The organism is Flavobacterium sp. GNP001 (assembly GCF_054343775.1).
The window spans coordinates 493,538-506,392 of record NZ_JBTGUX010000001.1; the positions used below are offsets into that span (position 1 = coordinate 493,538).

The 12,855-nt window shown below is 32.8% G+C and carries 13 protein-coding genes; all 13 read left to right on the top strand.

Annotated elements, in window-relative coordinates:
- The 13 genes from ACXX8U_RS02020 to ACXX8U_RS02080 all read left to right on the top strand — a co-directional run bounded on the left by ACXX8U_RS02020 (window position 1) and on the right by ACXX8U_RS02080 (window position 12,652).
- A complete protein-coding gene (locus tag ACXX8U_RS02020; RefSeq protein ID WP_458564376.1) occupies window positions 1-1,107 on the top strand; it encodes a glycosyltransferase in 1,107 nt (368 codons plus the stop codon).
- Between the two features lie 9 nt (window positions 1,108-1,116).
- On the top strand, window positions 1,117-2,271 hold the full coding sequence (locus ACXX8U_RS02025; protein ID WP_458564377.1) for a glycosyltransferase: 1,155 nt from the start codon (window positions 1,117-1,119) through the stop codon (window positions 2,269-2,271).
- Window positions 2,272-2,478: 207 nt separating this feature from the next.
- Window positions 2,479-3,492 (top strand): EpsG family protein, encoded by a 1,014-nt coding sequence (locus ACXX8U_RS02030; protein WP_458564378.1) that lies wholly within the window; start codon window positions 2,479-2,481, stop codon window positions 3,490-3,492.
- A 1-nt stretch (window position 3,493) separates the two neighbouring features.
- Complete coding sequence (locus ACXX8U_RS02035) at window positions 3,494-4,357, top strand: glycosyltransferase family 2 protein (RefSeq protein ID WP_458564379.1); 864 nt, start codon at window positions 3,494-3,496, stop codon at window positions 4,355-4,357.
- A 127-nt stretch (window positions 4,358-4,484) separates the two neighbouring features.
- Complete coding sequence (locus ACXX8U_RS02040; RefSeq protein ID WP_458564380.1) at window positions 4,485-5,468, top strand: glycosyltransferase family A protein; 984 nt, start codon at window positions 4,485-4,487, stop codon at window positions 5,466-5,468.
- Window positions 5,469-5,472: 4 nt separating this feature from the next.
- Window positions 5,473-6,567, top strand: a complete 1,095-nt coding sequence (locus tag ACXX8U_RS02045) for a glycosyltransferase (protein ID WP_458564381.1) — start codon at window positions 5,473-5,475, stop codon at window positions 6,565-6,567.
- On the top strand, window positions 6,545-7,705 hold the full coding sequence (locus tag ACXX8U_RS02050; protein ID WP_458564382.1) for a glycosyltransferase family 4 protein: 1,161 nt from the start codon (window positions 6,545-6,547) through the stop codon (window positions 7,703-7,705). Before ACXX8U_RS02045 ends, ACXX8U_RS02050 begins: the two co-directional genes overlap by 23 nt.
- Complete coding sequence (locus ACXX8U_RS02055) at window positions 7,702-8,793, top strand: acyltransferase family protein (protein WP_458564383.1); 1,092 nt, start codon at window positions 7,702-7,704, stop codon at window positions 8,791-8,793. The genes ACXX8U_RS02050 and ACXX8U_RS02055 overlap by 4 nt, the downstream gene beginning before the upstream one ends.
- An 80-nt stretch (window positions 8,794-8,873) precedes the next feature.
- Complete coding sequence (locus ACXX8U_RS02060) at window positions 8,874-9,605, top strand: SGNH hydrolase domain-containing protein (protein ID WP_458564384.1); 732 nt, start codon at window positions 8,874-8,876, stop codon at window positions 9,603-9,605.
- Between the two features lie 13 nt (window positions 9,606-9,618).
- The gene (locus ACXX8U_RS02065; protein WP_458564385.1) at window positions 9,619-10,227 is read left to right on the top strand and encodes a sugar transferase; all 609 of its coding nucleotides are present in this window, start codon (window positions 9,619-9,621) and stop codon (window positions 10,225-10,227) included.
- A gap of 6 nt (window positions 10,228-10,233) precedes the next feature.
- Window positions 10,234-10,881: an acetyltransferase gene (locus tag ACXX8U_RS02070; protein WP_458564386.1), complete on the top strand. Its 648-nt coding sequence runs from the start codon at window positions 10,234-10,236 to the stop codon at window positions 10,879-10,881.
- 62 nt (window positions 10,882-10,943) lie between these two features.
- Window positions 10,944-11,507, top strand: coding sequence for a sugar transferase (locus ACXX8U_RS02075; RefSeq protein WP_458564387.1), 564 nt, complete (start codon window positions 10,944-10,946; stop codon window positions 11,505-11,507).
- The gene (locus ACXX8U_RS02080) at window positions 11,504-12,652 is read left to right on the top strand and encodes a DegT/DnrJ/EryC1/StrS family aminotransferase (protein ID WP_458564388.1); all 1,149 of its coding nucleotides are present in this window, start codon (window positions 11,504-11,506) and stop codon (window positions 12,650-12,652) included. The genes ACXX8U_RS02075 and ACXX8U_RS02080 overlap by 4 nt, the downstream gene beginning before the upstream one ends.
- The last annotated feature ends 203 nt before the right edge of the window (window positions 12,653-12,855 follow it).

Here is a 12,855-nt window from a genome sequence, read left to right on the forward strand (position 1 = left end):
ATGAAAAAAATTTTATTTCTCTATGGTCCATTAAATGCTGGTGGAGCAGAAAGAGTATTAATTGATATATTAAGAAATTTAGATTATAAACGTTATGATGTGACGCTTTGTCTGATGGTAAATCAAGGAGTATTGCTGCACGAGATCCCTAAAGAAGTCACCTTAATTTCTTTATGGAATGATTATTCTCTTTATTATAAAATAGCTTTTCGGATGTCAGTTTGGTTTTCGAATAGTTTTATGTTTACGCGTATCTTAAAGAAAAAGATAATTGAAGAATATGATGTAGAAGTTAGTTTTTTAGAAGGAATGCCGTTAAAACTTCATGGATTACTCAACACCAAAGCAAAAAAAATAAGTTGGGTGCATTGTGACTTATACAATTTCCATTATACTAACAAACAATTTGAAAAGAATGAGGAGTTGGCTACTTATAATAAGATGGACAAAGTTGTTTGCGTTTCTAATGATGCTAAACTAGCATTCGAAAAACGTTTCCCTACTTGCAGTTCTGAAATAACTGTAATTTATAATCCTATTGATCGAAAAAAAATTGAGTTGATGGCGCAAGACTCTAGTACAAAAAGTCCTGTTTTTACCATTGTTTGTGTTGGTCGTTTGACATTGCCAAAAAAAATGGATCGTGTTATTCGTTTAGCATCCCGTTTGAAAGAGGAGCATTATCAAGTTCATTTTCAAATTATCGGAGAAGGCGAGTTGAGAGCCGATTTATTAGCGCAAATAGCCGATTTTAACGTTTCAGATTATGTTACTTTGCTTGGATATGTTGCTAACCCTTTTCCTCATATGAAAAATGCGGACCTACTTTTGCTTAGTTCTGGTTTTGAAGGTTTTGGATTGGTTGTTTGTGAAGCAATGGTATTGGGAGTACCTGTAGTATCTACCAAAACCGCTGGTCCAATAGAAATAATAGATGAAAATCGCTACGGATTGCTGTGTGATCACGATGACGAATCGATTTATGAAGCTGTTAAAAAAATGATAAATGACGAGGCTCTTCGTAATCATTTCCAAAAAGTAGGGTACACTCGTGCACAAGATTTTAGTGTAGAAAATACTATAAAACAATTCGAAGCCTTACTTTAATAAACGCTAATGAAAAAGAAAATTTTATTTATTGTCAGTAACTTAGAAAGTGGAGGCGTTTCGAAAAGTATGTCAACTTTACTTACGGTTATTGATAAAAGTAGGTTTGATGTATCTGTATTGATTATCAATCCAACAGGTGTTTTTATGAGTTTGTTGCCTTCAGATGTTACAGTATTAAAAGATGCTAAAACAGCTTTGTTTTTTTCGAAATTTCCCAATAATCTATTAAGCTTAATTGCGAAAGGGCATTTATTTGCCGCACTTTTACGATTTGTTGCTGCTTTTGTAATGATTTTTAATAAAGGAATTGGTGCTAAATTGTTGTCTAAAGGCATTCTTACCTTGCATGATCATTATGATTTAGCAGTTGATTTTAATGGGCAACAGCAATTGTATTATTTGGTAGACCGAGTGCAAGCAACAGTAAAAGTAAGTTTCTTTCATAGTGATTATTCTAAATGGGATTATTACTATGAAATGGATCGAGAATATTTTTCGAAAGTAGATAAAATTTTTACTATTTCTGATATTTGTGTTGCATCTCTACAAAAGTATTTTCCGAACGAAGCTTCAAAAATTGAATTGTTTGAGAATATTTCATCTCTTGAACTAATAAATGAGCTTGGTTCCATTCCTATTGATATGGGCATTAATTCGATTGTAACGGTGGGGCATTTAACAAAATTAAAAGGTACCCTTTTAGCATTGGAAGTAGCTGAAATTTTAAAGAACAAGGGAATTAAGTTTCAATGGTACTTTGTGGGACAAGACAGCAAAGACTTTGACTATGTACAAATCGTGAAGTCAAAAGGTTTGAAAGAGTACATCCATTTTGTTGGTGTTACGCCGAATCCTTATCCATATATAAAAAATGCCACGATTATGGTTCATTTGTCTTCTTTCGAAGGAAAATCCATTGCGCTGGACGAAGCTAAATTATTAGCTAAGCCAATTGTGGTTACTAATTTTAGTACTGTCAACGATCAATTTATGCATCGTTACAATGCCACCATTACTAGTTTTGAACCCACGACGGTTGCTCAAGATGTATCGGACTTATTGAACGATGCTAATTTGAGGACAAAATACAGTAAAAATCTAGAACAAGATCGCAAGAGCAATCAATGTGAATTGGAAAAACTGTATCAGTTGCTCCATTGATTGCATAAATCATGTAAGAATGTCACAATTGCATATTATCGAATATAAATTCAATTCTTTATTAATGCACTAACTTTAACGAAGATTGTTCTAACTTCGCAGGCTTTCAGAATATCGTTTAAAATTTGTTAGTCCCATTTTAACCATACCTATTAAAATAATTTACCTCGATTGGAAGACGTTACTTTTTATAAAAATATATATCTGTTGTTAGTTAGCTTTAGCATACTGATAGCGTTACATATACTTCCCAACTCACAAAACAGACTTGTTTTTAAACATTTAAATGGACTCACTATTTTTACTGTTTTATTTGTGACATTTTTAATGGGTACCTTGCCAGTATTTGGCGAAGGTGATCGCGCTAATTATCAAGAAGGTTTTTTAAATGCTAAATATGTATCCTTAGAAACGGTAGTGCAAGAACGATTTTTTTTTCTGTATAACAAGTTCTGTTCTTTTTTCATGGATGACCAAATTTGGTTTGTACTTACGGCTTTTATATATACTTTTAATTATTATTATTTTTCAAAGAAAGTTACTGCTAATTATTTCATATTATTTTTAGGTTTAATAACTAATTTTATATTTTTCGGCTATGGTACAAATACTATTCGAGCTGGTTTGGCTTGCTCCATTTTGTTATTAGCCTTAGCTAAAATTGAAAACAGAACTTTTTTCTATGCATTGTTGATTACTGCTGTTGGATTTCATAACTCTATGTTACTTCCTGTGATCGCGATACTTATTTCCAAACGATTTAACGCTACTCGTTACTACTACTACTTTTGGTTGCTTTGTGTGCCACTTAGTTTGGTTTTAGGTGGTCAAATCCAGTTGCTTATGTCTGGTTTGGTAGAAGAAAAACGATTGGTAGATTATTTAGCTGCGGAAGAAACATTTTATAATGTTGGTTTTCGAATTGATTTTGTGATTTACAGTTTCATGCCAATTGCCGTTGGCTATTATTACATATATAAAAAGCAGTATCAAGACCGTTTTTATGCTATTGTGTACAATACTTATGTTTTGTGTAATGCTTTTTGGATTTTGGTAATTCGTGCTAATTTCTCTGACCGTTTTGCTTATTTGTCTTGGTTTCTCTATATGGTTGTGTTATTGTATCCGCTGTTAAACAAGCATTTGATAGCTTTTCAATCGCGAATAATTGCCTTGACTTTAATTCTAAATGCTTTATTCACTTTTTATATGTTACGTTAATATGATAACCGTTTTTACACCTACTTATAATAGAGCTTACATACTTTCAAATTTGTATGAAAGTTTATTGCGTCAAGATAACAAGAATTTTGAATGGGTTATTGTTGATGATGGAAGTTCTGACACTACCGATGAGCTAGTTTCTCGATGGATTGAAGAAAATACACTATCAATTGTTTATTGTAAAAAAGAGAATGAAGGAAAACATATAGCAATTAACAAAGGTGTTGAGTTGGCTAAAGGGGATTTATTCTTTATTGTTGATAGTGATGATTATTTAGTTGATAATGCAATTCAAATAATTGAAAATCAATTTAAAAACATTCAAAATAGAGGTGACCTAGCAGGTTTTTCTTTTCGTCGAGGTCTAGACAAAGATACTTATATCGGGTCAAAAAAAACTTTTAAAGATATTGAAGCCACAGCTCTAGAACTTCGATTTAAATATCGTATCGAGGGTGATATGGCAGAAGTTTTCAGAACTGATGTCTTGAAAAAGTTTCCATTTCCTAAAATAGATGGAGAAAAATTTTGTACCGAAGGATTACTTTTTATCCGCTTGTCGGTTAATTATAAAATATTATGGACTTCAAAAATTATTTATATAGGAGGTTATTTACAAGATGGGTTGACTAATAGCATCTTTCAGATTCGGAAAAAATCACCCGTAGGTACAACTAATTTCTATAAAGAATTGTCTAAAATGCCCATTGATTCCTACAATAAACTGCGTGCTATTATTAATTATTGGCGATTTGCAAGATATTTAAATATTTCTTTTAAAAGTAAATGGAGACAAGTTGACCCAGCTTTCTCTCTAGTAGCTTATCCTCTTAGTCTTGTTTTTTATTTAAAAGACCGATAATAATTAAGCCGAGTTTTTAAGAAGTGAAATCAGAAGCTGTTTCCTTCAAAAATATTTAATCAAAAGCGAACAATAAAAAGATATATATATATTAAAGCGATCCGTTAAACAAATAAATAAGTTAAACATGAATAATTTGTCTTATTGTGTTGCCATTAGAACTTTAGGTAAGGCAGGTGTTAAATACCAGCAAGAATTAACTTCGTTGGTAAATCAAACAATTCCTCCCAAAAAGATTTTAGTTTATCTTGCTGAGGGATACGACAGGCCAACGGAAACGGTTGGTATTGAGCAATATATACTTACTCCAAAAGGTATGATTGCTCAGCGCGCATTATCTTACGATGAAGTTGATACTGATTATGTTCTTTTTCTTGATGATGACGTATACTTACCAAATGATGCTGTAGAAAAACTTTTTGAAGGTTTACAGTTACACAATGCAGATTGCATAGCTGCAGATACATTTAAAAACCAGGATATGTCTTTTAAAAATAAATTAGCTGCTTTTGCTACTAATTTTGTAACCTCAAGAAAAGATGATGATTGGGCATTTAAAATTAAACGAGACGGTTCTTTTTCTTTTAACAAAGCACCTTCACAATCGGTTTGCTTCTCTCAAAGTGCTGCAGGTCCGGCATCTTTATGGAAATTAGAATCTTATAAAAGAATAAAATTTCAAGATGAGAAATGGTTGGATGATTTTGAATTTGCCTATGGAGATGATTTATTATTTTTTTATAAACTATATATCAATAATTACGTGCTACTTGTTCATTATAATAGTGGAATAGTTCATTTAGACGCAGGAAGCTCAAGCGATAAATATAAATCCAGCGCAAAAAAGTTATTGAAAAGGGCTAAGATTCAATTTATTTTATGGTGGCGCATTTGTTATAATTTAAAGACAAATTCTTTTTCTAAATGTTTTTTTACAGTTTTAGCTTTTACTGTAAAACTGTTTTGGAGTTTTGGTATACATGTTATTTACAGTTTAATAAAGTTGAATTTTTACCCAATAATATATTTTATCCAAGGAAGTATTCAAGGATATAAATTTGTTAAATCAAAAGAATTTAAAGAAGTTCCTAATTTTATTATTACTAATTAGATAAATGAAAATCCTACACGTTATAAACTCCTTAAGCACAGGTGGTGCAGAAAAATTGTTGTTAGACACGCTTCCGCTCTATTATCAAAAAGGTATTTTGGTAGATTTATTGGTTTTAAATGGTAGCGAAACTCCTTTTCTAAAAAAACTAAAAGAGCAGTCGTGTTGCCGGATTTTTTCTTTGGGTACGGGTTCGGTATATAATCCGATACTTATTTTTAAAATGATCCCGTATTTAAGGCAGTATGATTTAGTTCATGTGCATTTGTTTCCAGCGCAATATTGGACTGTCTTTGCCAAATTACTTTCTTTTTCGAAAGTTAAGCTCCTTTTTACAGAGCATAACACGCATAATAGACGCATGGAATCGAAATTATTTGGTTTGATTGATCGCTTTATTTATTCTTTTTATACTAGAATAGTATGTATCACTGAAGAAGTTCAAACGTTATTACAAAAGCATCTTCACTCCAAAGAATCAAAATTTCTAGTTATTCACAATGGGGTTGATTTGGATGCAATCATCGCAACGCCTCAATATAGGTCGGATTTTGCAGAATCTTGGAATATTACGGATGCCAAATTGTTGTTGCAAGTTGCTGGTTTTCGGGAGCAAAAAGACCAGCTTACCTTGATTCGAGCTTTGGCTCTTTTACCTTCCCATGTACACTTACTGCTTGTTGGAGATGGTGTAACCAAACCTATTTGTGAGGCCCTAGTTGTTTCGTTGCAATTACAAAATAGAGTTCATTTTTTGGGCTTACGTATGGACGTAGCTGCTTTATTGAAAACGGCTGATGTGGTGGTTTTATCTTCACATTATGAAGGCTTATCATTGTCAAGTATTGAAGGAATGGCTGCAGGAAAACCCTTTATAGCCTCTAATGTGCCTGGTTTGTCTGATGTTGTAGGTGGTGCAGGTATTTTGTTTGAGCAAGGTAATGCAGTGCAATTGGCAGAGCTAGTGACAACCTTACTTAATGATAGCGCTTTTTCAGATGCTGTTGCTGACTTGTGTATGCAGCGTGCCTTGCAATACGATATAAAAATAATGGTTCAAAAACATATCGATTTGTATGAAGAACTACTCCAAACCTAAACTCATTCGTACCGCTACGGTTGCTATTTCGTTGGATATATTGCTAAAAGGTCAACTTTCCTTTTTGAATTCCCACTATGAAGTTGTCGCGGTGTCTGGAGCCGATGGTCATTTAGAAACTGTTGCAGAACGTGAAGGTGTTCGTGTTGTTTCAGTACCTATGAGTCGAAGTATAGCTCCTATCAAAGATTTGGTCTCTTTGGTTAAAATGTATTTTTTGTTTAAAAAAGAAAAACCACAAATCGTACATTCAATTACGCCTAAAGCTGGCTTGTTGAGTATGACTGCGGCTTATTTTGCTGGAGTTCCAGTTCGCATGCATACTTTTACCGGTTTGATTTTTCCGTATAAAAAAGGATTAATGCAAACCTTGTTACTGTTTATGGACAAAGTTTTGTGCCGTTTTGCCACACATATTTTTCCAGAAGGTGAAGGAGTAAAGAGCGATTTGCAGCGTTATAAAGTTACTACTAAGCCGTTGCACGTTCTTGCCAATGGGAATGTGAACGGCATTGATACAGCCTTTTTTGATCAAAGTCAAGTTTCGGAGTCGGAACAATTAACTTTGAGAAAGGAACTGCAATTAAACTTGTCTGATTTTGTTTTTGTTTTTGTAGGTCGTTTGGTTGCAGATAAAGGCGTCAATGAGTTGGTATCGGCTTTTTCTGAATTGTCTAAAAACAATACGCATTGTAAATTACTTTTGGTGGGGCCTTTGGAATCTGAATTGGACCCGTTATCTGCTGCCACGCTGCAGGCTATTTCTACTAATCGAGCCATTATTTCAGTTGGATTTCAAGCAGATATTCGATCGTATTTAAGTATTTCGAATGTATTTGTGTTTCCAAGTTACCGAGAAGGGTTTCCCAACGTGGTTTTGCAAGCGGGCGCTATGGGATTACCTAGTATAGTTACTAACATTAGTGGTAGTAATGAGATTATTCAAGATAATAGCAACGGTATTGTAATTCCAGTTCGCGATACCCAAAGCCTATTGACGCAAATGGACTTGTTGTTGCAGGATAATGTTTTAACTAATAATTTAGCGCATAGCGCTCGAGAAATAATTGTAACAAGATACAAGCAACAAATGGTTTGGGAAGCTGTACTTGATACTTACAAAAAATATAATACATGAAAGAACAAAGTAATTTTAGATATGATATTGGTTTGTTACGCGCACTATCAGTATTGGTGGTTGTGTTTTATCACTTTAAGGTCCCTTTTTTCTCTGGAGGTTTTATTGGGGTAGATGTTTTTTTTGTTATTTCTGGTTTTTTGATGACAAAAATAATTTTGACGGGATTTGACAATCAGAATTTTAATTTAAAGATATTTTACATTAATAGGGTTAAACGCATCATTCCCGCACTACTGGTTTTGCTACTGTTCGTATTATTAATTTCGAATATTCTTTTTTTTGCTAACGACGTAAAGATTAATTCAATCTACATATTTTTAAGTAATTTTTTTGTTTCGAATGTTTATTATTGGCTTTACAGTGGTTATTTCGATCCCGCTTCTCATGAAAATATTTTACTTCATACTTGGTCATTATCTGTAGAATGGCAGTTTTATATCTTGTACCCGATTATATTGTTGCTTTTTAGAAAAAAATATTTAAAGAAAAGAAATCTTATTGCTAAAGTATTAATTCTCATTACTGTATTCTCATTTTTAGCTGCTGCTTTTTTAACCAAAGAGTTTAATAGCTTTACTTTTTATATGTTTCCGACACGGGCCTGGGAAATGACTTTTGGGGGTCTTGCCTTTCTTTACTCAAATTCAATAAAGGATTTTATTTCTGGAAACTGGAAAAAGATCATTGTCTTGTTTTCCTTGGTGACAATTTTATTGTGTAGTATGCTAATCAATGAGAGTTTTTTATGGCCATCTTATTTTACCATTATACCTGTCATAAGCACTTTTTTGATCTTGACATTATCGGATTATAACAATAAATTTTTTAAAAATAAACTAATACAATTTTTTGGAAAGATATCTTATTCTCTCTATTTATGGCATTGGCCAATTTTTATAATATTTAAATACTTTGGAATTATCAATTTCGTAACTACTGTTATGATGTTGATTATATCAATGGTGATGGCAATACTTTCTTATTACTTTGTAGAACAAAATGAAAAATTTCTAAATTATAAAAGGGTACTATTGTTTTCCATTATAATTTCTTTTTTATCATGTTTGTTTTCTTTTTTCCAATAAATAGCTTTTCTAAAATTGTATCTGTCTACAATAATTCAACATATGAAATTGTAAATTATTTTGATTTACATAAAAAAGAAATGAAAGATCAATACAATCCTTGTGGATGTTACATCGATGGAGGGACTAGTATTAAGTCTTACAAGAAAGAAGAATGTTTAAAAATAAGTACTACAAAAAGAAATATTCTTTTAATAGGGGATAGTCATTCTGCTCAATACTCAAAATCATTTAGAGAAAATTTAAAAGATGAAAATATAATTGAGGTAAGTGCAGGTTTTACATTTCCATTTATTGATGCTATAGGAAAAGATGATTCAAAAAGATTAATGAATTTTTTATACAGCGATTTTCTTCCTGAACAATATAAAAATATCGACATTGTGGTTTTTTCGGTGCATTGGCCTATGTATCAATATAATTTGATTGATTACAGTAAAGAAGAATTGAAAATTAAAATGTTGCAGTTAATAAAATATTATGAGGACAAGAGAATTAAATTTATAGTTTTAGGGCAAACAGAATCATATCTATTGCCATTTCCAAGAATAATTGCTATTACAAAAGCTAATGAAAAAGCTAATTATGATCGCTACATAAACAAAGAAACATCTGATTTAAATAATTACTTGAAGTCATTTAAACCTAAAAAAAATTACATTGACATTTATAACCTAAAGGGTATTAAAAAATTTGATTCAAAAAACAAAATACCTTATATGTTTGATGACAGTCACTTAACTAAATTTGGTGCTGATCAAATTGTAGATTATTTGATAAAAAGTAATTTTTTGGATAAAAAAAATAAATGATAATTCCGATCAGATGTATAAAAATATAATAAAACCTGTCTTTGATTTTTTAACCGCATTAAGTTTACTACTGCTATTGAGTCCATTGTTTTTAGTTGCTTTTATTGGGTTGTTTTTTGCCAATTCGGGAAAGCCATTTTTTGTGCAGGTTCGCCCGGGTTTGAACGGTAGATTGTTTAAGATTATCAAATTCAAAACTATGAATGATCGTAAATCTGCCGACGGTAATTTGTTGCCCGATGCCGAGCGATTGACAAAAATTGGTAGCTTTGTACGTAAGACCTCTTTGGATGAACTTCCACAATTGCTAAATGTTTTGAAAGGTGATATGAGCATTGTAGGACCACGTCCGTTGTTGCCAGAATATTTGCATTTATACAATGAGCTGCAGCAGCGAAGACATGAGGTAAAGCCAGGAATAACAGGATGGGCTCAGGTCAATGGTCGCAATGCCATCAGTTGGGAACAGAAATTTGACTATGATGTTTGGTATGTGATGAATTGTAGCTTGATCTTGGATATTAGAATTTTATTACTAACAGTAAAAAAAGTATTTGTTAGAGAAGGAATTTCCCAAGATGGTGAAGTTACTATGAAAGCATTTACAGGTACAACAAAATAAGGAGCTATGAAAAAAATTGCGATAATAGGAGCAGGTGGTTTTGGAAGAGAAGTTAAAACATTAATTGACAGTATCAATATGATAAATCCAACCTATCAATTTGTTGGATTTTATGATGATGGTTTTGAAAAAGGAAGTCTAGTTAACGGATACCCAGTTTTAGGAGGGGTAGAAGACGTTAATTTAATAGAGAGTGCTTTAGCCATTGCTATTGCTATTGGAGATCCCAAAACTAAGTTTACTTTATTTTCAAAAATAAAAAATGAACAAATTTCCTTTCCATCACTTATACATCCCAACGTATTAATCTCTAATGATTTTGTTGAAATTGGTGACGGTTGTATAGTTTGTGCCAGTTGTATCATTACTTGTAATATTAAAATTGAAGATTTTGTTATTCTTAATCTAATGTGTACCGTAGGACACGATACAACTCTTTCTTCTTTTTCGTCATTTATGCCTTCTGTCAATATTTCTGGCGAAGTAATAATTCATGAAAAAGTTTACGTTGGTACAGGTGTTAAAATTATCAATCAATTGGAGATAGGTTCTAATACTATTGTTGGTGCTGGTGCAGTAGTTTCTAAAACACTTCCAGAAAATTGTACTGCGGTAGGAATACCAGCTAAGCCAATAAAGTTTCATGAAGTGTAAAATGATTTTCTTAGTGCCAATTTTAAGATGCTATAGTTAAATGTTAGCTTATTAAAATAATAATGATTAAACGTTTTTTTGATTTACTTGGTTCCTTTTCTTCCTTATTGTTGTTTGGGTGGATTATTGTATTGAGTTACTTTGTCGCTACTTTAGATACCCGCAGTTCAGGTTTTTTCTTGCAAAAGCGTATAGGCCAATACGGCCGTCCTTTTACCATTATAAAAATAAAAACAATGAAGGTAGGATCTGATGGCGAGACAAGAATTTCAAGAACGGGTTCTTTTTTTCGCCGAACTAAAATTGATGAATTACCTCAGTTGATTAATATTTTTATCGGTGAGATGAGTTTTGTTGGGCCTCGCCCAGATATCGAAGGATATTACAATACACTTAAGGGTGAAGATTTGCATGTCTTGGAACTAAAACCAGGATTAACTAGTGAAGCGTCAATTAAATATTTTAATGAAGAAAATCTTTTGAAACAAAAGCAAAATCCCAAACACTATAATGACGCTATCATTTTTCCTGATAAAGTCAAACTTAATTTACAATACTATTATCACAATTCAATTTTGGGTGATCTTAAAATTATTTGGAAAACAATACTTAGATATATAAAATGAATAATTCAAAAATTTGGTTGTCCTCTCCACACATGGGAGGCAATGAACAAAAATACGTACAAGAAGCTTTTGATACCAATTGGGTTGCTCCGCTAGGACCAAATGTTACTGGCTTTGAAAAAGATTTAGAATCGTACTTAGGGAACAACGCACATGTTGGAGCTTTAAGTTCAGGTACAGCAGCATTGCATTTAGGGTTGGTGCTCCTTGGGGTACAAGCTGGTGACGTAGTTTTATGCCAAAGTATGACTTTTTCTGCATCAGCAAATCCAATTTTGTATCAAGGTGCAATACCAGTATTCATTGATAGCGAGATCGCTACATGGAACCTTTGCCCAGTAGCACTAGAGCAAGCAATTGTACAAGAAATAGCGAAAGGAAAAAAGCCTAAGGCTATTATTGCAGTGCATCTATACGGAGTTCCTTATCAAATTGAAGCTATCAGAGCGATAGCAGATCAATACGAGATTCCAATTTTAGAAGACAGCGCAGAAGCATTGGGCAGTACTTACAAGGGCCAAAAATGTGGCACCTTTGGTGATATTGCAGCATTATCTTTCAATGGTAACAAAATCATTACTACTTCTGGAGGTGGTGCTTTGGTAGCACAATCTGAGGCAATAAAGGAGCGAGCGATTTATTATGCTACTCAAGCTAGAGATGCAGCACCGCATTACCAACACAGTGAAATTGGCTATAATTACAGAATGAGTAACATTTGTGCTGGAATTGGTCGTGGACAAATGGAAGTACTGGATGATCATGTAGCTAAACGTCGCGAAATGCATGATTTTTACGAAGAATTATTTCAAGATGAAGAGGGTATCACTGTTTTCTCTTCGCCTGACTCGGATTATTTTGCAAATTATTGGCTAAGCGCTATCGTGATTGATCCTACAAAAACAAATGGCTTAACAAGCGAACAGTTGCGCTTGGCACTCGACGCAGAACAAATTGAGTCAAGACCATTATGGAAACCCATGCACTTACAACCAATTTTTGAACAATATGCCTATTATGGCACAACGGTTTCTCAGGACTTATTTGAAAATGGCTTGTGTTTGCCTTCAGGGTCTAATTTGACTGACACTGATAAAACGCGTATTAAACAAGCGATATTGAAGGTACTGCTTAATTACAAATAATTAGGTGTGTTTTTCAAAAGGTCAGTTCGAGTGTTTTTAACTACGGAATTGAAACGTAGACTATATTTAAATACACTTTAATTGGCAGGGAATTATTATCGATAATTAATGCAATCAAAAGGTCATAATTTAAAAGTACCTCATTGAAAGTACTTCTGAAATACTCCATACATATCCCGTACATACCCTATACATAGCCTGAA

Bases quoted from the DNA above. Each gene is read 5' to 3' on its own strand.
- ACXX8U_RS02020 (WP_458564376.1), top strand. From the start codon at position 1: ATGAAAAAAATTTTATTTCTCTATGGTCCATTAAATGCTGGTGGAGCA.
- ACXX8U_RS02025 (WP_458564377.1), top strand. From the start codon at position 1,117: ATGAAAAAGAAAATTTTATTTATTGTCAGTAACTTAGAAAGTGGAGGC.
- ACXX8U_RS02035 (WP_458564379.1), top strand. From the start codon at position 3,494: ATGATAACCGTTTTTACACCTACTTATAATAGAGCTTACATACTTTCA.
- ACXX8U_RS02040 (WP_458564380.1), top strand. From the start codon at position 4,485: ATGAATAATTTGTCTTATTGTGTTGCCATTAGAACTTTAGGTAAGGCA.
- ACXX8U_RS02045 (WP_458564381.1), top strand. From the start codon at position 5,473: ATGAAAATCCTACACGTTATAAACTCCTTAAGCACAGGTGGTGCAGAA.
- ACXX8U_RS02050 (WP_458564382.1), top strand. From the start codon at position 6,545: ATGAAGAACTACTCCAAACCTAAACTCATTCGTACCGCTACGGTTGCT.
- ACXX8U_RS02055 (WP_458564383.1), top strand. From the start codon at position 7,702: ATGAAAGAACAAAGTAATTTTAGATATGATATTGGTTTGTTACGCGCA.
- ACXX8U_RS02060 (WP_458564384.1), top strand. From the start codon at position 8,874: ATGAAAGATCAATACAATCCTTGTGGATGTTACATCGATGGAGGGACT.
- ACXX8U_RS02065 (WP_458564385.1), top strand. From the start codon at position 9,619: ATGTATAAAAATATAATAAAACCTGTCTTTGATTTTTTAACCGCATTA.
- ACXX8U_RS02070 (WP_458564386.1), top strand. From the start codon at position 10,234: ATGAAAAAAATTGCGATAATAGGAGCAGGTGGTTTTGGAAGAGAAGTT.
- ACXX8U_RS02075 (WP_458564387.1), top strand. From the start codon at position 10,944: ATGATTAAACGTTTTTTTGATTTACTTGGTTCCTTTTCTTCCTTATTG.
- ACXX8U_RS02080 (WP_458564388.1), top strand. From the start codon at position 11,504: ATGAATAATTCAAAAATTTGGTTGTCCTCTCCACACATGGGAGGCAAT.